At 64.8% G+C, this 23,837-nt stretch carries 24 protein-coding genes; 23 read left to right on the forward strand and 1 reads right to left on the reverse strand.

What is annotated here, in order from left to right; translation table 11 throughout:
- The first annotated feature begins 2 nt into the window (after positions 1-2).
- From HKW67_RS05795 to HKW67_RS05905, 23 genes are all read left to right on the forward strand, one after another.
- A complete protein-coding gene (locus HKW67_RS05795; protein ID WP_171224482.1) occupies positions 3-1,577 on the forward strand; it encodes a complex I subunit 4 family protein in 1,575 nt (524 codons plus the stop codon).
- Positions 1,577-3,139, forward strand: coding sequence for an NADH-quinone oxidoreductase subunit N (locus HKW67_RS05800; RefSeq protein WP_171224483.1), 1,563 nt, complete (start codon positions 1,577-1,579; stop codon positions 3,137-3,139). The genes HKW67_RS05795 and HKW67_RS05800 overlap by 1 nt, the downstream gene beginning before the upstream one ends.
- Before the next feature lie 55 nt (positions 3,140-3,194).
- Positions 3,195-4,574, forward strand: coding sequence for a phosphomannomutase/phosphoglucomutase (locus tag HKW67_RS05805; RefSeq protein WP_171224484.1), 1,380 nt, complete (start codon positions 3,195-3,197; stop codon positions 4,572-4,574).
- A 21-nt stretch (positions 4,575-4,595) separates the two neighbouring features.
- Positions 4,596-7,124 carry a UPF0182 family protein gene (locus HKW67_RS05810; protein ID WP_171224485.1) on the forward strand — a complete coding sequence of 843 codons (2,529 nt, stop codon included), beginning with the start codon at positions 4,596-4,598 and terminating at the stop codon, positions 7,122-7,124.
- Between the two features lie 134 nt (positions 7,125-7,258).
- Complete coding sequence (gene sucC / locus HKW67_RS05815) at positions 7,259-8,404, forward strand: ADP-forming succinate--CoA ligase subunit beta (RefSeq protein ID WP_171224486.1); 1,146 nt, start codon at positions 7,259-7,261, stop codon at positions 8,402-8,404.
- Positions 8,401-9,273, forward strand: a complete 873-nt coding sequence (gene sucD, locus HKW67_RS05820) for a succinate--CoA ligase subunit alpha (protein WP_171224487.1) — start codon at positions 8,401-8,403, stop codon at positions 9,271-9,273. Before sucC ends, sucD begins: the two co-directional genes overlap by 4 nt.
- A 112-nt stretch (positions 9,274-9,385) precedes the next feature.
- On the forward strand, positions 9,386-10,288 hold the full coding sequence (locus HKW67_RS05825; protein ID WP_171224488.1) for a CBS domain-containing protein: 903 nt from the start codon (positions 9,386-9,388) through the stop codon (positions 10,286-10,288).
- A 3-nt stretch (positions 10,289-10,291) separates the two neighbouring features.
- Positions 10,292-10,717, forward strand: coding sequence for a nucleoside-diphosphate kinase (gene ndk / locus HKW67_RS05830; RefSeq protein ID WP_171224489.1), 426 nt, complete (start codon positions 10,292-10,294; stop codon positions 10,715-10,717).
- 114 nt (positions 10,718-10,831) lie between these two features.
- Positions 10,832-11,344, forward strand: coding sequence for a YceD family protein (locus HKW67_RS05835; RefSeq protein WP_230981131.1), 513 nt, complete (start codon positions 10,832-10,834; stop codon positions 11,342-11,344).
- Positions 11,345-11,382: 38 nt separating this feature from the next.
- Positions 11,383-11,565, forward strand: coding sequence for a 50S ribosomal protein L32 (gene rpmF / locus HKW67_RS05840; protein WP_171224491.1), 183 nt, complete (start codon positions 11,383-11,385; stop codon positions 11,563-11,565).
- 2 nt (positions 11,566-11,567) lie between these two features.
- Positions 11,568-12,602, forward strand: coding sequence for a phosphate acyltransferase PlsX (gene plsX, locus HKW67_RS05845; protein WP_206044619.1), 1,035 nt, complete (start codon positions 11,568-11,570; stop codon positions 12,600-12,602).
- Complete coding sequence (locus HKW67_RS05850; protein ID WP_171224492.1) at positions 12,599-13,597, forward strand: beta-ketoacyl-ACP synthase III; 999 nt, start codon at positions 12,599-12,601, stop codon at positions 13,595-13,597. The genes plsX and HKW67_RS05850 overlap by 4 nt, the downstream gene beginning before the upstream one ends.
- Positions 13,598-13,632: 35 nt before the next feature.
- Positions 13,633-14,580, forward strand: a complete 948-nt coding sequence (gene fabD, locus HKW67_RS05855) for an ACP S-malonyltransferase (protein ID WP_171224493.1) — start codon at positions 13,633-13,635, stop codon at positions 14,578-14,580.
- Positions 14,581-14,611: 31 nt separating this feature from the next.
- Positions 14,612-15,370: a 3-oxoacyl-[acyl-carrier-protein] reductase gene (fabG, locus tag HKW67_RS05860; RefSeq protein WP_171224494.1), complete on the forward strand. Its 759-nt coding sequence runs from the start codon at positions 14,612-14,614 to the stop codon at positions 15,368-15,370.
- Positions 15,371-15,487: 117 nt separating this feature from the next.
- Entirely contained in the window at positions 15,488-15,727 is a 240-nt protein-coding gene (locus tag HKW67_RS05865; protein WP_171224495.1) for an acyl carrier protein, read from the forward strand.
- The gene (fabF, locus tag HKW67_RS05870) at positions 15,727-16,968 is read left to right on the forward strand and encodes a beta-ketoacyl-ACP synthase II (protein ID WP_171224496.1); all 1,242 of its coding nucleotides are present in this window, start codon (positions 15,727-15,729) and stop codon (positions 16,966-16,968) included. Before HKW67_RS05865 ends, fabF begins: the two co-directional genes overlap by 1 nt.
- A 69-nt stretch (positions 16,969-17,037) precedes the next feature.
- The gene (locus HKW67_RS05875) at positions 17,038-18,234 is read left to right on the forward strand and encodes a radical SAM protein (RefSeq protein WP_171224497.1); all 1,197 of its coding nucleotides are present in this window, start codon (positions 17,038-17,040) and stop codon (positions 18,232-18,234) included.
- 5 nt (positions 18,235-18,239) lie between these two features.
- Positions 18,240-19,088, forward strand: coding sequence for a menaquinone biosynthesis protein (locus tag HKW67_RS05880; protein ID WP_171224498.1), 849 nt, complete (start codon positions 18,240-18,242; stop codon positions 19,086-19,088).
- A 39-nt stretch (positions 19,089-19,127) separates the two neighbouring features.
- Positions 19,128-20,174: a cyclic dehypoxanthinyl futalosine synthase gene (mqnC, locus tag HKW67_RS05885; protein ID WP_171224499.1), complete on the forward strand. Its 1,047-nt coding sequence runs from the start codon at positions 19,128-19,130 to the stop codon at positions 20,172-20,174.
- A complete protein-coding gene (gene ispF / locus HKW67_RS05890; RefSeq protein ID WP_171224500.1) occupies positions 20,171-20,665 on the forward strand; it encodes a 2-C-methyl-D-erythritol 2,4-cyclodiphosphate synthase in 495 nt (164 codons plus the stop codon). The genes mqnC and ispF overlap by 4 nt, the downstream gene beginning before the upstream one ends.
- 43 nt (positions 20,666-20,708) lie before the next feature.
- On the forward strand, positions 20,709-21,317 hold the full coding sequence (locus tag HKW67_RS05895) for a DedA family protein (protein WP_171224501.1): 609 nt from the start codon (positions 20,709-20,711) through the stop codon (positions 21,315-21,317).
- Complete coding sequence (gene xerD / locus HKW67_RS05900) at positions 21,314-22,249, forward strand: site-specific tyrosine recombinase XerD (RefSeq protein WP_230981132.1); 936 nt, start codon at positions 21,314-21,316, stop codon at positions 22,247-22,249. The genes HKW67_RS05895 and xerD overlap by 4 nt, the downstream gene beginning before the upstream one ends.
- Before the next feature lie 11 nt (positions 22,250-22,260).
- A complete protein-coding gene (locus HKW67_RS05905; RefSeq protein WP_171224503.1) occupies positions 22,261-22,857 on the forward strand; it encodes an anthranilate synthase component II in 597 nt (198 codons plus the stop codon).
- On the opposite strand, the gene HKW67_RS05910 is transcribed toward HKW67_RS05905, so the two are convergent.
- Positions 22,854-23,816: a TerC family protein gene (locus tag HKW67_RS05910; protein WP_171224504.1), complete on the reverse strand. Its 963-nt coding sequence runs from the start codon at positions 23,814-23,816 to the stop codon at positions 22,854-22,856. The two genes, HKW67_RS05905 and HKW67_RS05910, sit on opposite strands and share 4 nt — an antisense overlap.
- Positions 23,817-23,837 lie beyond the last annotated feature (21 nt).

A 23,837-nucleotide genomic window follows, 5' to 3' on the forward strand; every position in this document is an offset into this window, starting at 1 on the left:
CGATGCGCGATTTTCTTCTCTCAATCGGCGCCTCGCAGTGGGTGCTGCCGGCCATGCTGCTCTGGCCCATGGCGGCGGCGTTACTGGTGCGCTTCGGTGGGCGCGACATGTCGCGCAACGAGGACGGCACTGAAGCGCCGAGTGGCGGGCCGGACGCCCGCACACTCACGCTCGCTGCGCTGTCCATCGAAGCGCTGCTCAGCCTCGTGCTGTGGGCGACCTACGATCCGTCCACGACAGGATGGCAGGCGCGCGTAGACCTGCCGTGGCTGACCGACATCGGTGCCACCATCAGTCTTGGCGTCGATGGACTCTCGCTGCCCATGGTCGTCATGACGGCGATCGTCCTGCCGCTCGCGTTGCTCGGGTCGTGGAACAACGTACGCGTGCGCACGCCGGCGTTCGGCGCCCTCGCGCTGTTGCTCACCACAGGACTGATCGGCGTGTTCGTTACGCTCGACCTCCTCGCCTTCTATCTCGCGTGGGAGCTGATGTTGATTCCCACGTATTTCCTCATCGGCGTCTGGGGCGCGGCGGGGCAATCGCGTGCCGGCCTGCGGTATGTGCTGTTCACGCTGGTCGGCTCGCTGCTGATGCTGGTGGCGATACTGGCCCTGTGGACGTTGGGCGGTGGCACGTCGTTCCATATCGATCAGCTCATGGGACTCGCGCTCACCCCGCGCGCACAGCTGTGGATGTTCGGCGCGTTCTTCCTCGCATTCGCGGTGAAATCGGCGCTGGTGCCGTTCCACACATGGTTGCCGGATGCGCAAGGTGCTGCGCCGACCTTTGCCGCCGTCACCCTCGGCATCAAAGTCGGCGCCTACGCCATCCTTCGATTTGCCATTCCGCTCTTTCCCGCCGCCGCCATGGAACCGACGGTGCGTGGAACGATCCTGGTGCTGTCGGTGATCGCGATTGTCTATGGCGCGCTGCTCGCCATGTCGCAGCGCGACATGAAGCGCATGGTGTCGTACAGCTCGATCAGCCACCTCGGCTTCATCATGCTCGGCTGCTTCGCTCTCACGCAGCAGGCTGTGCAAGGGGCTGTACTGAGCATCGTCAATAGCGGTATCTCCACTACGGCGCTCTTCCTGCTGGTCGGCATGCTCGAGGACCGTCGCGGCACCACCGACATGACGGGCTTCGGTGGAATCGCCCGAGTCGTCCCCATGTTCAGCGTCATGCTGACGCTGGTGATGCTGTCCACCATCGGCTTGCCCGGCACCAACGGATTCGTCGGCGAGTTCCTCGTGCTGATCGGCACGTACGCGGAGCGCCCGGTACTCGCAGTGATTGCGACCAGCGGCGTGATCTTCGCGGCGGCGTACGGTCTTCGAGCGCTGCAGCGCGTCCTGTTCGAACGGATCGACACCGCCAAGAATGGAGCGCTGACCGACTTCACCGGCCGCGAGCGCGTGGTGATGGCGGCGTTCGCCATCGCGATCATCTACCTCGGCGTGTCGCCGCAGCCGATGCTGCAGCGTATCGAGGGCGCCTCACAGAACATCATCGAGTCGGTGCGCTTCGGTCCGAATGCCGCGACTTCGCTCCCCAACGTCTCCGTGGTCCGCTGATGGGCGCTACCCTTTCGGCCGGCGCGCTCTTCCGCGCGCTGGCCCCTGAACTTCTGCTCGCCGCCGGCGCGATGGTCCTGCTGCTGGCGACGGTCTGGAATCCGCAGAGCAACGAGGCGGCCATGGCGGAAGGGGCCGAGAAGACCAGTACACTGACCCGTTTCGGCGTGGTGCTCTGTCTGCTCGTCGGCCTCGTCGTGATGATCGCGTGGGGAGATGGCGTGAATGGCACGCCCGATCAGCGCATTGCCGGCGACGGCTTCCGCTGGGCGATCGATCTCGTGATTCTGCTCGGCACGGTGCTATCGCTCATCTTGCTCGACGCCGAGCACCACAGGAGTGCTGCGTTCAGTCCGGAAGTACCCGTACTCATGTTGCTGGCGGCGACGGGCATGATGGTCCTCGCCGCGGCGCGCGATCTGATGTTCGTGTTCCTCGGCATCGAGTTGATGTCCCTCGCCATCTACGTGCTCGCCGGAGTGAACCGTCGTAGCGCTCGCGGCGCCGAGGCGGCGGTGAAGTATTTCTTGCTCGGATCGGTGTCCTCCGCATTCCTGCTGTATGGCATCGCGCTGATCTACGGGGCAACGGGCAGTACGCGCCTGGTGGACATCGCGCAGTGGGTCTCAACGCAGCAGAGCCTCGGGCCGATGTTCATCGTCGGTATCGGTCTCCTGCTCGTCGGCTTTGGGTTCAAAGTCGCGGCCGCTCCGTTTCATCTGTGGACGCCCGACGTCTATGACGGCGCGCCGTTGCCGATCACGGCGTTCATGTCGGCTTGCGTGAAGACCGCGGCCTTCGCCGTCTTCGCACGGGTGATGATCGAAGCGATGCCGGGTGCCGCTGCACGCTGGCACTCCGCGATGTGGTGGCTCGCGGTGGTGACGATGGTCGCGGGCAACGTGTTCGCACTGTCGCAGAAGAATCTGGTGCGATTGCTCGCGTACTCCAGCGTCGCGCACGCTGGCTACCTCCTCGTCACGATCGTGGTGGCCTCGACCGCTGGCACGACGGCGCTGGTCTTCTATGCCGTGTCCTACACGTTGGCCACGATGGGTGCCTTCGGCGTGCTGATCATCATCAATGCTGGGCGCGACCGGTCGCCCACGCTCGACGATATCGCCGGCCTGTGGTTGGTCCGACCGTGGCTTGCGGTCTCGATGGCGGTGTTCCTGCTCGCATTCATGGGCATGCCGCTGGTCGGTGGCATGGGCTTCTTCGCCAAGTGGTATCTCCTGCAAGCCGCATTGCAGGCCTCGACGCCGCAGACTATTCTCGCGGTCATCGTGGTACTCAGCAGTGTTGTCTCGGCGGCGTATTATCTGTCCGTCATCTCGGCGATGTTCATGCGCCCGCGTCCCGAAGGTCAGCCCGTGCCGTCCACCATTCCGATGGCGCAATCGCTGATCACCATTACCTGTGTGCTGTTGCTCGCGCTCGGCGTCTATCCCACCCCCATGATCGAACTCGCCCGTCGCGCACTCCCGGGGACCGCCGCGTCCGCCGGCGTGCCGACGACGAACGGCGCACCACGACTGCAGGCTGCGAGCCTCGTCCGTTGAGTGCCGTCGTTGCGCACGGCGTGATTTCTTCCCCGACTTTCGTCACTCTACGATAATGTCCATCAGTCAGACGATCTTCCGGCAGTACGACGTCCGCGGCATCGTGGGTACCGACCTCACTGAAGAAGTGGCCTACGGACTCGGACGCGGCTACGCGGCCTATCTCGACGCCAACGGCATCACGGGCGCCGTAGCGGTCGGACGCGATAACCGGCCGAGTGGCGATGCGCTGCGCGACGCGCTCGTGCGCGGACTCACCGAGTGCGGTGTCGATGTTGTGGACGTGGGCGTGGTCCCGACACCGCTGTTGTATTGGACGCTGCATCACGAGCCCGTGGTCGGCGGCATCCAGATTACCGGTTCGCACAATCCGCCTGAGTACAACGGCTTCAAGATGTGCGTCGGCACAGGATCGCTGCATGGTGAAGAGATCCAGGTGCTGTACCGGCTGATCACCGGCGGCGCCTTTCCGTCCGGCGCCGGTACGGTGCGACATGTTCCGGTCATCGACCGCTACGTCAGCGACATCGCGACGCGGGTCGGTCGGATCACGCGCCCCGACGGATCGACGCTGAAGGTCGTGTACGACTGTGGCAACGGAGCGGCTGCACTGGTCGCGCCGCAGCTGATGACCGCGCTCGGTATCGACGGGATCGGTCTGTTCACCGAAAGTGATGGAACGTTCCCCAATCATCACCCCGATCCGACGGTTCCCGAGAACCTCGAGGACTGCATTTCGGCAGTGAAGGCGAGTGGCGCCGAGATCGGCGTGGCCTTCGATGGCGACGCCGATCGCATCGGCGTCGTTGATCGCGACGGTCGCATCATCTGGGGCGATCATATTCTCATTCTCTACGCGCGGGACGTCCTTGCCCGCACCGGTGCCGGTCAGCCGATCATCTTCGATGTGAAGTGCTCGCAGGCGTTGATGGACGGCATTGAGAAGGCCGGTGGCATACCCGTCATGTGGAAGACGGGTCACTCTCTCATCAAGGATAAGATGAAGGAGATGCATGCGCCCATCGCCGGTGAGATGTCAGGGCACATGTTCTTCACCGAGAGCTTCTACGGACACGATGACGCCTTGTACGCGGCCGCAAGATTGCTGCGCATCATCGCCGATTCCGGCACGCGCATCGATGAGCTGCTGGCCGATGTTCCGCCGTTCGTGTCCACGCCGGAGCTGCGCATCGATACCGACGAAGAATCCAAGTTCGCGATCGTCGCCCGGGCGGCCGCGCATTTCAAGGCCACCCACGAGGTGATCGACGTGGACGGCGTTCGCGTACTGTTCGGTGACGGCTGGGGACTTCTGCGCGCCTCGAACACGCAACCGGTGATCGTCGCGCGATTCGAAGCCAGCTCGGCCGAACGATTGGCCGAGATCCGCGACACGATGGAAGGATGGCTGCACACTCAGGGCGTTTCGCTCTGATCGCGCGAAGGGGTCGCTGAGATGGGCGCCCGCAGCGGGCTGGTTCTGGGTCTGGCGATCGCCGCCGCGCTGCTCCTGCTGGGGCGCGCGGTCACGGCGCTGCTCGTCGACCACGCGTGGTTCACCGCGATGGGTCTAGCCGCACTGTTCTGGGAGCAGGTCATCGACACCGCGATCCTGCAGGGCGGGGCCTGGGTCGTCGGTACGCTGTTCGCATTTGCCAACTTGCACGCGGTACGCCGGACGATTGTGGCGGTCGCCGTGCCGTCACGCGTAGCGAATCTCGAACTCACCGCGATGATCTCGGGACAGCGGCTGCTCGCTGTGACGGTGGTCCTGGCGATTCTGGTCGGTGGCGTGCTCGCGGTTCCGCTCACCAACTGGGTGGATCTCGCGCTTTTGCGCCACGGACTGCCGTTCGGCGAGATCGAAGGTGTGCTGGGGCGCGATCTCGGCTTCTACTTGTATTGGTTGCCAATCGAAGAGACGCTCTACCTCTGGTCGCTCGTGAGCGTCGTGTCGATGACGGCGTTGGTCGTCGTGCTCTACGCTCTGACGCGAAGTCTTCGCATGGAAGGCCGTCGCGTGGCTGCGTCGACGCACGTGCGGCGTCACCTCAGCGTGTTGGGTGCCGTCGTCCTGCTACTGTTGGCTTGGAGCTACCGTCTCGATGCCTTCGACCTGCTGCGACAGGGCAGTGGGCCTGACGGAATGTTCCTCAAGGTCGATCATCGGGTCACGTTGCGGATGGACTACCTCCTGTCGTTTGGCAGCGCCCTCGCCGCGCTCGTCGTGTTTCGGACAGGTTGGGTCGGTCAGCTGCGTGCTGCGTTTCTCACGCTCACCGCGATCTTGATTGCCGCGCTGGGCTTGCGGCACGCCGCACCCGCCGTGCTGAGTCGCACGAGTCTCCTCGGTAATCCCGCCACCCGCGATCTCGACTACTTCGCGTCCCGCGCGCTGTACAGCCGACGCGCATTCGACGTCGAGGGCATGCGGGTTGTGCATCGCGATAGCGGTGCGGCGTTGCTGACGCGTGTGGACCGTGCTGCCCTGCCGACGCGACTCAGTTTGTGGGATCGTGGCACGCTGGCGAGCGCCATGCCGGCGTCCCGTGCGCCCGAGGGCGAGGCGCGCGACGAGGCGCCTTCCGATCAGCCGATGGTCGACGTCTCGCCATTGGGATGGACCGTCGTAGGCGATCGTACCACCGCGCTCGTCGTGCGTCGACCCGTCGGCAGCTCCGAGGGCTGGCTGGTGTCGGCGGTCGACGCCACGAAGCCGACCGTGCGTGACAGCCAGGTCGAGTTCGCGCAAACGTCCGACGACTACGCCGGCGACGAGCCGCTTGTCGGCCCCGGCCTGCGCGGCGCACGGCTGATCGATGCCGAACACGCCCGTGGAGTGCGCGGCGTATCGTTGGCCTCGTTGCGTGCGCGGATCGCGCACGCGTGGGCGCTCCGCGACCTCTCGTTGCTCAATGTGGACACCGTCGCCGTGGAGCCGTTGCTCGTGACGCATCGCGATGTGCGCGAGCGGGTGGAGCGTCTTGCGCCGATTTTCGTGCAGGGAAACGACGTCTTACCGATCGTTCACGAGGGGCGCCTGTACTGGACGCTACAGCTGTACAGCGCGTCGGATCGCTATCCGCTGAGTCAGCAATGGCAGCTGGCGACGGGCGTGTACAGCTATTTCCGCCTCGCCGCGACCGCCGTCGTCGAGGCGTCCACTGGACGTGTCCGGCTCGTGGCAGCACCCCGGCCGGACGCCCGGACACGGACGTGGATAACACGGCTGCCGTCGCTGTTCGCGACGCCGGGCGAATTACCTCCGGCACTCGTGGCGCAGCTACCGCCGGCAAGTGAGAGCGCCGTGGCGCAGATCAAGACGTTTGCGCGCTTTGGCTCCCGACTCGAGGGAACGGTGCTCCGACAGCTGCCGGATAGTGCGCTGGTCGGCGGCACCCCACCGCCGCACTGGATCGGCAACGACAGCGAACGACTGGTCGCGTGGAGCGTGCCGCTCCTTGATGGGGGGGACCAGATCGGCGGTGTCGTGACCGTGAGCGGCGGTATCTCTCGGCAGACCTGGTGGGACTCGACCACGGTCCCCCGGCAGCGGTGGCGAGCGGTGACCGAGCGAATGCAGGCGGCGCTCGACAGCGCTCGCAACACGATGCCGGACGGCACCCGCCGTGAACCGCGTATTCGCGCCGGGCGGGTCACCACGGTGATGACGCCGACCGGACCGCTACTGGTGCAGCCTCTGCTCTGGAATCGCGCGGAAGGCAGCGCCATCATCGCCCGCCTCGTGGCCTCCGACGGCGTGCGCCTCGGAGTCGGCAGCACATTGGTCGAAGCATTGGGACGGATGGGCGATATCCCGATGCCGCTGGCGCCGACGGCAGGCTCAGGAGACGAGGGCGGGTCGTCGGATGCGGCCCGCCGCTGGTACTCCGCCATGCGCGAAGCACTTCGACGTGGCGATTGGGCAAAGTTCGGTGCAGCGTTTGATAGTCTGGGCCGCGTATTGGAACGACCGCCGCAATGAACGCGGCCGTGGTGGGCATCGCCGGTTCACGGTGCCTGGCACGTACGGGCGCGCTTCGCGCGACAGGCGGGCTGCTGTCGTCGGACACGACCACCTAGCATTGAACCGCTGACATTCCTCGATTCGGAGAACGCGTGAACCTACACGAGTATCAGGCGAAAGAGCTGTTGCGGGCGGCCGGCGTGCCGATCCCGCCCGGCGAGATCGCTACGACGCCGGAACAGGCGGAAGCCATCGCGCAGCGCTATGGCGCAGCGGTGATGGTGAAGGCGCAGGTGCATGCTGGTGGCCGCGGTAAGGCCGGCGGCGTGAAGTTCTGCCCGACGCCAGAAGCGGCGAAGGAGAAAGCGACTGCCATTCTCGGTATGACGATCAAGGATCTCGTCGTCGAGAAGGTCCTCGTGACCGTTGCGGCCGACATCGGCTCTGAAGCGTACGTCGGTATCATCGTCGACCGGGCGACCAAGAAGCCGGTGTTCATGGTGAGCGCGGCCGGCGGTATCGACATCGAAGAAGTGGCGGCCAGCACGCCGGAGCTGATCCTGTATCACCCGGTCGACACACGGTATGGCCTGTTGTCGTTCGAGGCGATGCGCATGGGCTTCTTCCTGTTCAAGGACGTCAAGCTCGCGCGTCAGGCCGCGAAGATCATGCAGCAGCTGTACACGGCGTTCATGAACGCCGGCTGCTCGCTCGCTGAGATCAATCCGCTCGTGCTGACGCCGACGGGCGAACTGATTGCGGTCGACGGCAAGATGGTCATCGATGACAACGAGCTCGATCGCCGCCCCGATATCGCCGCGTTGCGCGACGAATCGTCAGAAGCGCCGAGCGAAGTCGATGCGCGCAATTCGAACCTCACGTTCATCAAGCTCGATGGAAACGTCGGCTGCGTCGTGAACGGCGCCGGCCTGGCCATGGCCACGATGGACTTGGTGAAGCACTACGGCGGTGATCCGGCCAACTTCCTCGACATTGGCGGTTCGTCGAACCCGGAGAAGGTCGTGAACGCGCTGCGCATCATCACGTCCGATCCGAACGTGAAGTGCATTCTGTTCAACATTTTCGGCGGCATTACGCGCACCGATGACGTGGCCAACGGCATCGTCACGGCGACCAAGGCGAATCCGCTCAAGGTGCCTATCGTGATCCGTCTCACCGGCACCAACGAGGAGATTGCCGTGAAGATCCTGCAGGACAACGGCTTCTCGGCGTCGAACGACATGGATGCCGCCGTGCAGCGTGCGGTGGAACTTGCGACGAAGGGAGGTGCCGCGTGAGCATCTTCATCGACAACGGCACCAAGCTGATCGTGCAGGGCATCACGGGCCGTGACGGCTCGTTCCATGCCAAACAGATGATCGAGTACGGCACACAGGTCGTGGCCGGTGTGACACCGGGCAAGGGTGGTCAGACGTTCGAAGGCACCGTGCCCATCTTCGATACGGTCTATGACGCCGTGCAGGCTACCGGCGCGAACACCTCCGTCATCTATGTGCCGCCGATGTTCGCGGCCGATGCGATGATGGAAGCGGCGGCGGCGGGCGTGAAGCTCATCGTCTGCATCACCGAAGGCGTGCCCGTGCTGGACATGACCAAGGTGTATCCGTACGTGAAGGAACACGGCGCGCGTTTGATCGGCCCGAACTGCCCGGGGCTCATCACGCCAGGCCAGTCGAAGGTCGGCATCATTCCGGGTCGTATCTGCATGCCGGGCAACGTCGGCGTCGTCAGCCGCTCCGGCACGCTGACCTACGAAATCGTCAACCAGCTCACGAAGGCCGGCATCGGCCAGAGCTCGTGCGTCGGTATCGGCGGCGATCCGATCAACGGCACGAACTTCATCGATTGCCTCGCGGCATTCGAGGCGGATCCGCAGACCAAGGCCATTGCGATGATGGGTGAGATCGGCGGCACCGACGAGCAGGAGGCTGCCGCGTTCATCAAGGCGCATATGAAGAAGCCGGTGGTCGGTTTCATTGCCGGTCAGACGGCTCCGCCGGGCCGTCGTATGGGGCACGCCGGTGCGATCATCTCTGGATCGGAAGGCACGGCTGCCGAGAAGATCGAGTCGTTCCTGGCTGCCGGGATGGGCGTGGCCCAGCGCCCGGTGGACTTCGTCGACCTGATCAAGGCGCGTCTGGCGTAATCGGGCCAGCCGTATGGTTCGGAGCGGGGTGGATCACGAGCGTCGTGATCCGCCCCGCTTTCTTGTGCGCGCCCCCCTGCGTGGCGCGCCCGCGCGGGCGCAGATTCCACCTATGCCAATCACGCCCCAACGCCTCGCCGATCTCCTCGTCGCCTCGCGCGTCATCATGCCGCTCACGGCGGGAACCGTGGCCGATGCGGCGGAAGCCCTCTGCGTATCGCTGGACGAGAGCGGGGCGCTCTCCAATGCCGACCTGCTGCGCGAGCGGATCGAGGAGGCCCGGAGCGAGGACATCGTGGGGCTCGCGGACCGCGCCTTCGTTCTGCACTACCGCACCGATGCCGTTCGGGACCTGGTGGTGTCCATCGGCGTCGCCCCCAAGGATGTAGTGCGCGTGCTCGACGACAACGAACTACAGCGGGCACGCCTCGTGGTGCTGGTGTGCGCGCCGCCGAGGCAGATGGCGCGGCATCTCCAGGTGGTCAGCGCGCTCGTCCGCGTGCTGTCCAATCCCGCGACCGTGGCCGCGGCGCTGGCCGCGGAGACCCCGGCGCAGCTGGTGGCGCTCGCCCAGTTCACCGGGAAGGAGCTTCCGGCCCAACTGACTGTCCGGGAGTTGATGTCTGAGCGTCCGCGGACCGTCGGACCCGAAGCACCGCTCCGGAGCGCCGTGCTCGAGATGCTGCGGGCCGGACTCGGCGGGCTCCCCGTGGTGGACGAATCGAACCGGGTCATCGGCATGTTGAGTGAACGTGAGCTCTTGCGGGATCTCCTGAGCCATTATCTTCCGCGCGCCGGGGGTGTCAACGCACTCCAGCCGCCAGCCGCGGCGCGGCGCACGGTGCGCGACATCATGACCCGTCAGGTCCTGTGTGTGGCGCCTGAGCAGCCGCTCGCCGAGGTGGCGTCCCTGATGCTCAACAAGGACGTCGACCGGGTACCTGTCGTGAAGGATGACCGATTAGTCGGTTTTCTCACGCGCGGGGACATCGTTCGCAAATTGATCGGATCCTGACACATGGCTGGTCGTCGCACTCTTACCATCGTCAAGCCGGACGCCTTCGCCAATGGCAAGGCCGGCCTCATCATCGCGCTGCTCGAGAAGTCGGGCTTCACCATCAAGGCAGCGCGCGTCATGCACCTCACCACTGCGCAGGCGGGTGAGTTCTATGGCGTCCACCGCGAGCGCGGCTTCTTTGGCGAGCTCGTCGAATTCATGACCAGCGGTCCGTGCATGCCGCTCGTGCTCGAGCGCGACGACGCGGTGGCCACGCTCCGCACCGTGATCGGCGCCACCGACCCGGCCGAGGCGGCTGAGGGTACGGTGCGGAAGCTGTACGCCGAATCGAAGGGACGGAACGCGATTCATGCGTCCGACTCCGACGAGAATGCCGCGATCGAAGCGGCGTTCTTCTTTGCCGGCACGGACGTCCTCGCGAGCTGAACAGCGTGATCGGCTAACTCACGGTCGGCGCGTTACTTGGACGTACCGACTCGGGTGGGAAAAGGGAGCGGGAGCCCTTGTGTCTGAGGGGCTCCCGCTCTACGTTACACGGCTATGCTGTGCTTTGACATCCGGAGTCTGGAAGCCCGTGCGGAGAGCGTGGACGGAGTGCTCGACACATCGGATCCGGTGTGGGAGGCGGACGACACGCGCCCGGCTGGTGCCGGTGTACACGTAACCGGCCGACTCTCTGCTGCAGGTCACGGTCGCTTTTATCTCAGCGGCCGGCTGGAAGGGGCGGCAGTCACCGAGTGCAGGCGTTGCCTGTCCGAAGTGACGGTCGCTGTATCGGAAGACGTGCATATGTTGTTTGCGGAGTCGGGTCTCGATGACGCAGACGAACAGGACGTGTTTCCGATCCCCGCTGGGGCGCGAGAGCTCGATATCCGTCCGGCGGTGCGCGAGGAATGGCTGTTGGCCGTTCCGGCATTCGCGCTCTGTCGGGAAGATTGTCTTGGCTTCTGCGCGACCTGTGGTGCCGATCGCAATACAGGGGCATGCACGTGTGCTCCAACAACTGATCCCCGTTGGGCCGGACTGCGCGATCTGCGTGGCTCCGACGCCTAAACGGTTCTTCTCGTCTCGAACGTTCAGGTCAGAGTCCCATGGCCGTACCGAAGCGCCGCACATCTAAGCGGCGGAAGCGCGCCCGCAACACTCATAAGGTCGCGCCCGCCATCGTCATTCAGTCGTGCCCGCAGTGCGGCACGATGAAGCGCCCGCACCGCGTGTGCAACGAGTGTGGGTTTTATGCGGGTGAGCAGCGGGTAACTGCGCAGGAAGCGTAAGTTTGGCGCGCATCGCCGTGGATGCCATGGGGGGTGACTTTGCCCCCCGGGCCCCCATCGCTGGCGCACTCCAAGCGCTTGGAGCGCTGCCCCCGCAGCATTACATCGAACTCGTAGGGCAGACCTCGGTCATCGAGGCGGAACTCGACGCGCTGTTGCGCGGCGATTTCGCCCCGCTGGCGCGCGTCCGTGATCGAATCGCGATCGTCGAGGCGCCTGACGTTATTGCCATGACCGACAAGCCGTCCGTTGCCCTCCGCGGCAAGACGAACAGCTCCATGGTCGTCGGCATCAAGCGTGTCGCCGATGGTCACGCGCACGGCTTCGTCTCGGCCGGCAACACCGGCGCGCAAATGGCCGCCTCGCTCGTGCACCTGAAATTGCACACGGGACTGACGCGCCCGGCCATCGGTACCATCTTCCCGACCGCGAAAGATCCCATCCTGGTGCTCGATTCTGGCGCCAACATGGATTGCTCGCCAGAGGAATTGGTGCAGTTCGCGCGCATCGGCACCGTCTACGCGCGTGCGCTCCTCGGCCGCGACAATCCGGCGGTCGGTCTCCTCTCCGTCGGGGAAGAGCCCGAGAAGGGCAATGCCGCCGTGAAAGACGCGCATCAGCGACTCCTCGCCTCAGGACTGAACTTCCTCGGCAACGTCGAGGGACGTGACATTCCCAATGGACGCTGCGATCGCGGCGTCATCGACGTCGTGGTCTGCGATGGCTTCACGGGGAACGTGCTGCTCAAGTTCTACGAGAGTATCGGACCCATGCTTATCGGGATGGTTGCGAAAGTTGCCGCGCTCGACGCTCGCGAAATCGCCCGCTCGCTCACGCAGCTCGACGTCGACGAGCAGGGTGGGGCACCGCTGCTTGGTGTGCGGGGCGTCAGCATCATTTCGCACGGCAAGAGTTCGCCACGCGCGATGGAGAACGCCATCATGGTCGCGCTGCGCGCCTACGAGTCGGGCATGACCGACGAGATCGGTCGTCGGCTCTCTGATACCATGCCTACTACGTCCGGGAACGCCGCATGAAGCGTCCGATTGCCTACATCGCCGGCACGGGTCACGCCGTGCCGAAGAACATCATGACCAACGCTGACATCGCAGCGATGGGGCTCGAAACGAATGATGAGTGGATCGTCGATCGGACCGGCATCAAGCAGCGTCACATTGCCAAAGACGGCGAGACGCTGACGTCGCTCTCCGCCGATGCGTCGCGTATGGCCATGGCGCGCGCTGGCGTGCAGCCGGGCGAGATCGATGTCATCATCCTCGGCACTGCCTCTCCCGATCACTTACTGCCGGCAACGGCGGTCGAGATTCAAACGGCGCTCGGATGCACGCGGGCGGCGGCCTTCGACATCTCGGCCGCCTGCTCGGGCTGGCTGTACGGCGCAATCATGGGCGAGTCGCTCATCGCGAGCGGATCGGCCGACACGGTACTCGTGATCGGCGCCGAGAAGCTCAGCACGATCGTCGATTGGACCGATCGGAATACCTGCATTTTGTTTGCGGATGGCGCCGGTGCGACCGTGCTGCGCCGCAACAAGGAGCGGGGAAGTACCAAGGGCGTGCTGTCCTCGTTTATGCGCTCTGATGGCGCGCTCGCCGAACTGCTGTGGCGTCCGGCCGGCGGCGGCGCGGAGCCGTTCTCGCCCGAAGTATTCGAGCAGAAGCGGCACTATGTACGCATGGCCGGCCGAGAAGTGTTCAAGCACGCCGTGCGATCGATGGCCGAAGCCACCGATCGCGCGCTCGACAGCGCGCGCCTCACGGCGGCTGACGTCGATCTGCTCATTCCGCATCAGGCCAACGTGCGCATCATCGAGGCGACTGCCAAGCACGCCGGTATTTCGATGGACAAGGTGTTCGTCAACGTCGATCGCTTCGGCAATACGTCGGCGGCCTCGATCCCGATCGCGCTCAGCGATGCGGTAGAGCAAGGGCGCGTAAAAGACGGATCGACCGTGCTCTTCGCGGCCTTCGGTGCCGGCTTCACGTGGGGATCGCTGGTCGCTCGCTTCTGAGCGGCACGCACTCCGAACTCGATATCCGGAACGACATGGAATACGTGCTGCTGCTGCCGGGTCAGGGGTCGCAGAAGGTGGGCATGGGCAAGGATCTCGCCGACGCCTTCCCGGTCGCCCGCGAGGTGTTTGATGCGGTCGACGACGCCGTCGCGGCGTCCATCTCCACACTCGCCTTTGCAGGGCCGGCGGACGAGCTCACCCGCACTCTGAACGCCCAACCAGCACTGCTGGCGCACAGCGCCGCGGTGTGGGCCGTCGTGAAGAGTGCGATCGGCCCCCACGTGCGTGCGGCGGCTGGTCACTCGCTGGGCGAGTTCTCGGCCTACCATCTAGCCGGTGCCATCGACGTCGCCGCCGCGGCGCGCATCGTGCGACGGCGCGGCACGCTCATGTACGAGCAGGGGGTCGCCCGGCCCGGTGCCATGGCCGCGATCTTGGGCGCGCTTACATCGCCCATCGACGACATCTGCCGACAGGCCACCGCCGAGCGCGGGCTCGTCGTGCCGGCCAATTACAACAGCGATGAACAGGTCGTGATTTCCGGTGAGGTCTCCGGAGTCGCGCGCGCCATGGAGCTGGCCAAAGAAGCCGGCGCCAAGCGTTGTCTCCCGCTGCCGGTAAGCGGTGCCTTCCACTCGCCGCTCATGGAGCCGGCCGTCGCGGGACTCAGCGATGCCCTCCGTGCGGAATCGTGGAATGATCCGCAGGTGCCGGTCGTGGCCAACGTCAACGCGTCGCCCGTCACGTCGGCGAGCGCCGCTTGCGATCTTTTGGTGCAGCAGCTCACTGCGCCGGTCCAGTGGACGCGCGTCAGTCGCCGGCTCGTGGAGCAGTACCCCGACGCCACGTTCGTCGAAATCGGTAGCGGTGCGGTGCTCACCGGGCTGCTGCGACGTCTCGCCCCGTCGGTGAAAACTCTCTCGTGCGGGACCGTTGCCGAGGTCGAAAAGTTGCTGAGCCTCGCCAGCGTGCCCGCCTGACGTTGACGAACTGCAATCTTACGACGGTTTCATGAGCGGACTTCGCATCGACCTGACCGGGCGCGTGGCGCTGGTGACCGGTTCCACCCGCGGCATTGGTCGCGCTATCGCGGGTACCTTGGCGTCGGCCGGCGCTCGCGTGGCGGTGACCGGACGTGATCAGGCCCGCGCCGACGCCGCCGCGCAGGAAATAGCGGCCCAAACCGGTGTCGAAACGCGCGGGTACGCGGCCGACGTGTCGGAGACGGCGCAGGCCATCGCGCTCGTCGACGCGGTCGAAAAGGACTTCGGACAGCTGGACATTCTGGTCAACAACGCCGGTCTGACGCGCGACAATCTGCTGATCCGCCTGAAGGACGACGATTGGGACGCCGTGATCAACGCGAATCTGCGTGGAGCCTTCGCAACCTGCCGTGCCGCTTCACGCGGCATGATGAAGCGCCGCTACGGTCGCATCATCAACGTCGCCAGCGTGGTCGGCTTGATCGGCAACAAGGGGCAGGCGAATTACGCGGCGAGCAAGGCGGGCTTGATCGGCATGACCAAGTCGATCGCCAAGGAGCTGGCATCGCGGAACATTCTGGCGAATGTGGTGGCCCCCGGCTTCATCGACACCGATATGACGGCGGCGATGACACCGGAGGCGCGCACTGCGCTCAGTGCGGGCATTCCGCTCGAGCGCCTCGGCAGCGCCGAGGACATCGCGAGCATGGTGGCTGTGCTCGCTTCAGACTTGACCAGTTATGTGACCGGTCAGGTGTTCGTGGTGGACGGCGGTATGGTCATGTAGGGTCGCGGTTGCTCGGGACAGACTTTGCGGTTCTTGCCGTCAAGCCCTCCCAGCGACGCCCTTGTATGGCTAAGTTCCCCACTCTCAACTACTCCAACATCCCAGAGGATCGTTCCTATGTCGGATCACGCGTCGAAGATCAAGGATATCATCGAAAAGGAGCTCGGAGTGGAGCGCGAAAAGCTCACGCCCGAGGCGAGCTTCATCGAAGACCTCGGCGCCGACTCGCTCGACATCGTCGAACTGGTCATGGAGTTCGAGAAGGAATTCAACATCGACATCCCCGATGAGGATGCCGAGAAGCTCCGCACGGTCGGCGACGCGGTTGCCTACCTTGAGGCGAAGGTCGCAGGCTAATGCGGCGGCGGGTCGTCGTTACGGGGCTTGGTGCCGTTACGCCTGTCGGCAACGACGTGGCGACGACCTGGCAGTCTTTGCTCTCTGGAGTGTCCGGGGGCGCTGACATCACGAAGTTCGATGCGTCCAAGTATTCCGTGCGGTTCGCGTGCGAGGTCAAGCAGTTCGACCCGCTCTCGTACATGGATCGCAAGGAAGCGAAGCGCGCGGACGTCTATGCGCAGTACGCCGTCGCGGCGTCGGTGCAGGCGGCGGCTGACGCGGGCATCGCTCCGGGTGGCATTGACCCGGAAATGATGGGCGTCATCATAGGCAGTGGTATCGGCGGTATTCGGAGCTTCGAAGACCAGCACGATGTCTACCGCACACTGGGTCCCAGCAAGATTTCGCCGTTCTTCATTCCGATGTTCATCGGCGACATCGCCGCGGGCATCGTGTCGATGCGCCTGCAGGCGAAGGGCCCGAATTACGCCACCGTTTCCGCCTGTGCCTCGAGCGCGCACGCGATCGGCGATGCGTTCCGGATCATCCAGTATGGTGATGCCGACGTGATGTTCGCCGGCGGATCCGAAGCGGCCGTCACGCCGATGTCGATCGGTGGTTTCGCCAACATGGGCGCCCTCTCTACGCGCAACGATTCGCCAGCCACGGCGTCGCGTCCGTTCGACAAGGATCGCGATGGCTTCGTGATGGGCGAAGGGTCGGGAGTCGTCGTGCTCGAGGAACTCGAGCACGCTCGGCGCCGCGGTGCGCGCATTTACGGCGAGATCGTTGGCTATCGCGCTACAGGCGATGCCTATCACCTCACGGGGCAGCCGGAAGCGCACGAGGGACTGCAGCGAGCCATGCGTGGCGCGTTGAAGGACGGTGGGCTCGCGCCCACGGATGTCGACTACATCAACGCACACGGCACGTCCACGCCGCTGAACGATCCCAACGAGTCCAAGGGCATCCAGGCGGTGTTCGGCGACCACGCGCGCGTGCTGTCGATCAGTTCCACCAAGTCGGCCACCGGACACATGCTCGGCGCGGCTGGCTCGGTGGAGTTCATCGCCTGCGCCCTGGCGATGCGCGACAGCATGGTTCCACCCACGATTAACTACGCGACTCCGGATCCTGAGTGCGTTCTCGACTACACGCCGAACACGCCGCGGGCGCGGGCGGTAAATGTCGCGATTTCGAACAGCTCGGGTTTCGGCGGTCATAACGTCTCGATTGCACTCCGACGGTGGCACGACTAGGCCGGTCGGGGCGTTCATCGAGGTGAAGGTCTGCGCGAATGGTTCGCGCACTTGCCCGAGTACGCCCTGATGCCTGTCTCTATTCCGTTCGATCTCGATCGACTCCGCGATCCCGCGCTGCGCCCTATCGGGGAGAAGCTGCGCGCTGGTGAGCGTCTGTCCATCGCCGATGGAGTCACCCTGTTCCGCTCGCCCGATCTGCTGGGTGTGGGCGCCATGGCCGACGCGGCCAACCGTGCCCGTCACGGTGACCGCGTCACGTTCGCGTCGAATCAGCACATCAACCCCACCAACGTCTGCGTGCTGCGCAAGACGTGCGTGTTCTGCGGGTATGCGCGACTGCCCAAGGAAGAGGGGGCCTATCGGTACAGCATCGAGCAGGTGCTCGCCGAATCTGATCGCGCCGACGGTTCGATCACCCGGGAGTTCCACATCGTCGGCGGCCTCGATATGGAGGCGGGCCTCGAGTACTACCAGACGATGTTCCGTGCGCTCAAGGAGCGGCACCCGCAGGTGCACATCAAGGCGCTCACCGCCGTCGAGATCGCGCACATCGCGCGTATCGAGAAGATGAGCCGCGAAGACGTGCTGATCGCGTTGCGTGAGGCTGGCCTCGACACGATGCCGGGCGGCGGCGCGGAGACGTTCAGTGCCGCTGTCCGCGACGTGATCGCGGATAAGAAGCTCGGCGGGGCCGACTACATCGACGTGCATCGCACCGCGCACAAGCTCGGTATCCGCTCGAACTGCACGATGTTGTACGGGCACGTGGAAACGATCGAGGATCGCATGCAGCACCTCAACATGCTGCGTGAACTGCAGGATGAGACCGGCGGCTTTCTCGCCTACATCCCGCTCGCGTACCACCCCGACGATAATGAACTCGGGAAGACGCTTGGCCGCGAAGGCACCTCCACCACCGGCTTCGACGATCTGCGTAACCTCGCGGTTGGGCGACTCTTCCTCGACAACTTCGAGCACATCAAGTCGCACTGGATCATGGTGTCGACGCCGGTGTCTCAGATCTCTCTGCATTTCGGCGTAAACGATATCGAGGGCACCGTCGTGCGCGAGAAGATCTATCACGCGGTCGGCGCGCACACGCCCCAGGGCATGACGCTGCCGCAGTTGCTCGGACTCATTCGCGGCGCGGGCAAGGTTCCGGCCGAACGTGACTCGTTCTATCGCGTGCTGCGCGAGTTCGAGCCCGACGACACCGGCGCGACAGACGCGTCGACCGAGCCGCTCGCTGGCGCGGTGGGCTGAGCGAGATGCTGCGCGTCGGGCGCATCCCGTATATCAACTGCTTCCCCGTCTACGGCGCGATCGATCGTGGGATCGTGCCGCTCGACGGGAGTCTGATCACGGGCATCCCCACCGTGCTCAACCGGTTGATGGCCGACGGCGAGCTCGATGTGAGCGTGGTGTCCGCCGTTGAATATGCGCGCGATGCGAAGCGCTATCTGCTGCTGCCGGAGCTCGGTATCACGAGCGACGGCCCGGTGCGAAGCGTGATGCTGTTCAGCAAGCGTCCGCCTGCGGAGCTCGGTGGACGCAAAGTGATCGTGAGTCGAAGCTCCATGACATCCGTCGCACTGCTTGAGCTGTTGTTCGAGAACGTGTGGCGTTGCCGCCCCGAGTTCGTGCTTGGCGACGCCGAGTTGGTGGATGTCGAGCGCTTCGAAGATGAGCCGCATGAGGCGCGCTTGGTCATCGGGGACGCCGCGCTCAAGCTCTTCGATCAGGCAAATCGTGGCGGCGCGTGGGCCGTGCGCTATCCGTTTCGCGAGGATCTGGGCGGTGTGTGGAAATCGTGGACCGGACTCCCATTCGTCTTTGCCGTCTGGGTCGCGCAGCGTCGCGCACCGGTGCATGAGGCGCTCTCCGCGCACGCATCCTTGATCGCATCGCGCGACTGGGGTCTGACACACATCGATCAGCTGTCGGCGCAGGCGGCCCTGGCTACCGGCGTGTCGCGCGAAGTCTGTGCCGAGTACTTCTCGGGACTGGATTACCGCTTGTCGTACCCGCACCTCGCGGGTCTCACCGAATTCTTCCGTCGACTCGTACTGGCTGGGCGCGTGCCTGATGGCACGCTCGCCTTTCTGCCGGCTGCATGATCGACTTCCTGTGTGCTGCCGGTCGCAAGAGAATCATCTATGCGTGACCTTCTCGATTTCTATACCAACGCTCCGTTGCTCGAACTCGGCATGGAAGCCGATCGCGTGCGTCAGGCGAAGCATCCTCATGGCGTGGTCACATACATCGTCGACCGCAACATCAACTACACGAACGTCTGTGTGGCAGACTGCGGATTCTGCGCCTTTTATCGTCGGCCGAAGAACGGGGAAGGGTACACCCTGTCCTTCGAGCAGATCGGCGAGAAGATCGAGGAAACCAAGGCGCTCGGCGGTGTGCAGATCCTGATTCAGGGCGGGCATAATCCGTACATCCCGTTCGAGTGGTATCTGGACCTGATGCGCTACATCAAGCAGCATCATCCGATTCACATCCACGGGTTCTCGCCCAGCGAAGTCGATTTCTTCGCGACGCGTTTCCGGATGGAGGCGCGCGACGTGATTCGCGAGCTCAAGGCCGCCGGTCTCGATTCGATTCCCGGCGGTGGTGGTGAGATCCTCGTGCAGCGCGTCCGTGACATCGTGGCGCCCAAGAAGGCGGGCGCCGACCGCTGGCTCGAGATCATGGAGCTCGCGCACAACGAGGGCATGAAGACCTCGGTGACGATGATGTACGGCATCGGGGAAACACTCGCCGAGCGCATCGAGCATCTGCAGCGCGTGCGCGATCTGCAGGCGCGTACCGGCGGCTTCACGGCCTTCATCACGTGGCCGCTGCAGCCGGAGAACACGCCGTCGATGTCGCACATGCCCAAGACCGACGCGGTCACGTACCTGCGGACGGTGGCGATGTCCCGCATCGTGCTCGACAACGTGCCGAATCTGCAGTCGAGCTGGGTCACGATGGGTATGAAGGTCGGGCAGATGGCGCTCAACTACGGCTGCAACGATTTTGGCTCGCTGATGATCGAGGAGAATGTCGTCTCTGCGGCCAACACCACACATCGCACGACGGTCGAGGAGCTCGATCGCTTGATCCGTGACGCCGGTTTCACGCCGGCCCGGCGCCGCCAGGACTACACGCTGATTGCCAGTGGTGCACAGGCGCACGCGACGGTGGCGGCGTGAGCACGGCGCTGCCCCTGCGCGTGGGCATCGGCTACGATTCGCACCGATTCGGCGAGGGTGGACCGATGCGTCTGGGCGGTATCGATATTCCGGCCGACATGCATTGCGCCGGTCACTCAGATGGCGACGCCATCTGCCATGCCGTGACCGACGCGCTGCTCGGTGCGGCGGCACTCGGGGACATCGGGGAGATGTTTCCTGATACCGACGCGGCCAACAAGGGCAAGGATTCCACCGTGATGTTATCCGCGGCCGTGGCGCGGCTTCACGACGCCGGCTGGCGCGTCGGCAATGTCGACATCACCGTGGTGACGCAGCGTCCCAAGATCGGTCCGCATCGTGCCGCCATCAGGGCGCGGCTCGCCGAACTGCTCGACGTCACCGACATCGATGTGTTCGTGAAGGGCAAGACCAATGAGTCCATGGGATGGATCGGGCGGGAGGAAGGGCTGGCCGTGATGGTCACCGCGACCGTCCTGCCGTATCGCTGATCTGCCCCACGATTCCGGCATCACCCATGCAACGGGTGGGTGAATGACCGACATCCTCGCCTGGCTCTCGTCGCTGCCGGAGCCGCTGCTCTACGGCGCGCTCGTACTCGCGGCCTTCGCGGAAAACATCTTTCCGCCGCTGCCGGCCGATACCGTCATCGCGCTCGGTGCCTTCGTGGCAGCGCGCGGAAATGGCAGCGCCGTCGGCGTCTGGACCGCGACGATGATCGGAAATATCGGTGGCGCCATGATGATGTACGGGCTTGGGCATCACTTCGGACTCCCCTGGCTGATGCAGCGTTTTCCTTCGCTGTTTCCGGCGGGAGCGACCCAACGCGTCACCGAGCGTTTCAAGTCGCAGGGAGTGCTGGCCGTCATCGTGAGCCGCTTTCTTCCTGGTGTACGGGCCGTGGTGCCGCCGCTGGCCGGCGCGATGGGAATAGGTGCCGTGCGAGCCCTGCTCGCGATGTCGCTGGCGTCCGGTGCGTGGTATGGACTGGTATGCGTCCTGGCCTTTCGCGCTGGTGCGAATGCCGACGCCCTGCTGGCGCGGATCGCGGCACAGCAACGGACGGTCGGCCTGGTCGCTGCGGCGATCGTCGTCCTGGCCATCGCGGTCATCTGGTGGCGACGGCGGAGCAGTCGACCGTGACGGCTTCTGTACCGACCCCCTCGCCTGAAGAGCAGTCCCTGCGTCGAGGATTCCACCTCCTCGCGTTCGAGGATGCGCTTGCCCTCGAGGAAAGGGCGTCGCCGCGCACGATCGAAGCCTATCGTCGTGACGTGATACGTTGTGCGGCGTTCATGCGCGAGCAGGGCATCACCAAAGCGACCGAGATCACGCCAGGATCGCTGCGTGAATTCGTGTACCACTTGAAGGATCTCGGGCTCGCCGGCACGTCGATCCGCCGGAACATCTCGGCGTTGCGCACCTGGTTCCGCATCATGCTGGCCGAAGGACTGGTAACGCACGACCCGACCGAGCGACTCGACACGCCGGCGCGATTCCGGACGCTGCCGGAAGTGCTCACTGTCGAGGACGTCTTGAAGCTCCTGGCCGCGCCCGGCCTCGACGAGCGGCTTGCGTTCCGGGACCGCGCGATGCTCGAGTTGGCCTATGGCGCCGGCCTCCGCGTGTCCGAATGGATCGGGCTGGCGCTCAAGGACGTCCTGCTCGACGAGGGCTTGGTGCGCGTGCTGGGTAAGGGCAGCAAGGAGCGCCTCGTGCCCATCGGCCGCTCCGCGATCGGTGCCGTTGCGGTGTACGTCCGTGAACTGCGTCCGGTGCTGGAGCGCGGCGAAGGAAAGGGCGTCCTGTTTCTCAACGGACAAGGGAAGCCGCTCACCCGGATGGGCGCGTGGAAAATCCTCCGCAAGTACGTCACGATGGCCGGTATCGAGAAGCCTGTGTCCCCGCACACGCTGCGGCACTCCTTCGCGACCCACCTGCTGGAGGGGGGGGCCGATCTCCGCGCGGTGCAGGAGATGCTCGGCCATGCCGATATCGCCACGACCCAGATCTACACGCACGTGGATCGCGAGTATCTTCGAAGTGTGCACCGCCAGTTCCACCCGCGTCCCTGACCTCGACGTCCATGCTGCTCGTCATCGACAACTACGATTCGTTCACGTACAACCTCGTGCAATACTTCGGCGAGCTCGGCGAAACGCTCGAGGTGCACCGCAACGACGCACTCACGGTCGATCAGGTGGGCGACATGGCACCCGATGCCATCGTCGTTTCGCCCGGGCCCTGCTCGCCGCGCGAGGCGGGTATCTCGGTTGACGTGATCCGTCGTTACGGCGGCGAGATTCCGCTGCTCGGTGTATGCCTCGGACACCAGGCGATCGGCGAGGCATACGGTGGTGTCGTCAAGCGGGCCAACCGGGTCATGCACGGCAAGATGTCGAAGCTCGTACACGACGGGACCCGTCTCTTTGCCGGCATTCCATCGCCTGTCGGCGTGATGCGCTATCACTCCCTCATCGTCGAGCGCGTGACGCTGCCGGCCGAGTTGCAAGTGACCGCCGTCGCGGTCGACGACGCGACCGAAATTCATGCCCTGCAGCATCGCACGCATCCCGTCTGGGGCGTACAGTTTCATCCCGAGTCGATTCTCACCGAGCACGGTCGCGACCTGCTGGTGAATTTCCTCGCGATGTCGCGCGCGTTCCGGGCGGCGTCGGTCTAAGGCGCGTCGGCCTTGGCGGCGGCCTGCTCGGTCGATTCCTTCGGCGTGATCACCAGGGACAGCAGCACACTGCCCACGAGCAGCGTCCCGACGACGCCAAGTGAGATACCGATGCTCAGCGGCCAGATCTCCGAGAGGAGCATCTTCGTGCCGACGAAGGCAAGCACGAGCGCCAAGCCGTACTTGAGGAGATGAAACTTGCCGATCACGCCGGCAAGCACGAAGTAGAGCGACCTCAGGCCAAGAATCGCGAACACATTCGACGTGTACACGAGAAATGGATTCCGCGTGACGCCGAAAATGGCGGGAATGGAATCGACCGCGAACACCACATCGGTGGTTTCGACGAGCGCGAGCACTACGAAGAGGGGCGTCGCGACCAGCCTGGCTGCCTTCCCGTCGATGCGCTCGCGCACGAAGAAGTGCTCACCATGGAACTTCGTGGTGATCGGGAGAAAGCGCCGCACGACTCGGATGACGGGGTTCGACTCCGGCTCGATCTCGCTCTCACCACCGAAGGCCATCTTCGCCCCCGTGTACACCAGGAACGCGCCGAACACGTAGATGATCCAGTGGAACTGGGCGATGAGGACGGCGCCCGCGCCGATCATGGCCCCGCGCATGAAGAGCGCGCCAATGATGCCCCAGAAGAGCACGCGGTGCTGCAGCTCAGCGGGAATGCGGAAGTAGCCGAAGATCAGGATGAACACGAACAGGTTGTCCACGGACAGCGCCTGCTCGATCAGGTATCCGGCGAAGAACTCCAGCATCGACGGGCGGCCCAGCGACGACCCGATCCAGAGCCCGAAGCCCACGGCTAGGGAGATCCAGACCGCGCTCCATCCCAGAGCCTCTCGGACGCTCACCGCGTGCGCCTTCCGGTTGAATACGCCGAGGTCGATCGCCAGCAGGGCGAGCACCATTGCGTTGAACGCGATCCACCACCAGGTCGTCGGCATGCAGGGAACGAAAGAGTGAAA

This window comes from Gemmatimonas groenlandica (assembly GCF_013004105.1).
In the GTDB taxonomy this organism is placed as follows: Bacteria; Gemmatimonadota; Gemmatimonadetes; order Gemmatimonadales; family Gemmatimonadaceae; genus Gemmatimonas; species Gemmatimonas groenlandica.

What these genes read in the sequence shown, in the direction of transcription:
- HKW67_RS05795 (WP_171224482.1), top strand. Translation starts at nt 3, where the DNA reads ATGCGCGATTTTCTTCTCTCAATCGGCGCCTCGCAGTGGGTGCTGCCG.
- HKW67_RS05800 (WP_171224483.1), top strand. Translation starts at nt 1,577, where the DNA reads ATGGGCGCTACCCTTTCGGCCGGCGCGCTCTTCCGCGCGCTGGCCCCT.
- HKW67_RS05805 (WP_171224484.1), top strand. Translation starts at nt 3,195, where the DNA reads ATGTCCATCAGTCAGACGATCTTCCGGCAGTACGACGTCCGCGGCATC.
- HKW67_RS05810 (WP_171224485.1), top strand. Translation starts at nt 4,596, where the DNA reads ATGGGCGCCCGCAGCGGGCTGGTTCTGGGTCTGGCGATCGCCGCCGCG.
- HKW67_RS05825 (WP_171224488.1), top strand. Translation starts at nt 9,386, where the DNA reads ATGCCAATCACGCCCCAACGCCTCGCCGATCTCCTCGTCGCCTCGCGC.
- ndk (WP_171224489.1), top strand. Translation starts at nt 10,292, where the DNA reads ATGGCTGGTCGTCGCACTCTTACCATCGTCAAGCCGGACGCCTTCGCC.
- HKW67_RS05835 (WP_230981131.1), top strand. Translation starts at nt 10,832, where the DNA reads ATGCTGTGCTTTGACATCCGGAGTCTGGAAGCCCGTGCGGAGAGCGTG.
- rpmF (WP_171224491.1), top strand. Translation starts at nt 11,383, where the DNA reads ATGGCCGTACCGAAGCGCCGCACATCTAAGCGGCGGAAGCGCGCCCGC.
- HKW67_RS05850 (WP_171224492.1), top strand. Translation starts at nt 12,599, where the DNA reads ATGAAGCGTCCGATTGCCTACATCGCCGGCACGGGTCACGCCGTGCCG.
- fabD (WP_171224493.1), top strand. Translation starts at nt 13,633, where the DNA reads ATGGAATACGTGCTGCTGCTGCCGGGTCAGGGGTCGCAGAAGGTGGGC.
- fabG (WP_171224494.1), top strand. Translation starts at nt 14,612, where the DNA reads ATGAGCGGACTTCGCATCGACCTGACCGGGCGCGTGGCGCTGGTGACC.
- HKW67_RS05865 (WP_171224495.1), top strand. Translation starts at nt 15,488, where the DNA reads ATGTCGGATCACGCGTCGAAGATCAAGGATATCATCGAAAAGGAGCTC.
- fabF (WP_171224496.1), top strand. Translation starts at nt 15,727, where the DNA reads ATGCGGCGGCGGGTCGTCGTTACGGGGCTTGGTGCCGTTACGCCTGTC.
- HKW67_RS05875 (WP_171224497.1), top strand. Translation starts at nt 17,038, where the DNA reads ATGCCTGTCTCTATTCCGTTCGATCTCGATCGACTCCGCGATCCCGCG.
- HKW67_RS05880 (WP_171224498.1), top strand. Translation starts at nt 18,240, where the DNA reads ATGCTGCGCGTCGGGCGCATCCCGTATATCAACTGCTTCCCCGTCTAC.
- mqnC (WP_171224499.1), top strand. Translation starts at nt 19,128, where the DNA reads ATGCGTGACCTTCTCGATTTCTATACCAACGCTCCGTTGCTCGAACTC.
- HKW67_RS05895 (WP_171224501.1), top strand. Translation starts at nt 20,709, where the DNA reads ATGACCGACATCCTCGCCTGGCTCTCGTCGCTGCCGGAGCCGCTGCTC.
- HKW67_RS05905 (WP_171224503.1), top strand. Translation starts at nt 22,261, where the DNA reads ATGCTGCTCGTCATCGACAACTACGATTCGTTCACGTACAACCTCGTG.
- HKW67_RS05910 (WP_171224504.1), bottom strand. Translation starts at nt 23,816, where the DNA reads ATGCCGACGACCTGGTGGTGGATCGCGTTCAACGCAATGGTGCTCGCC.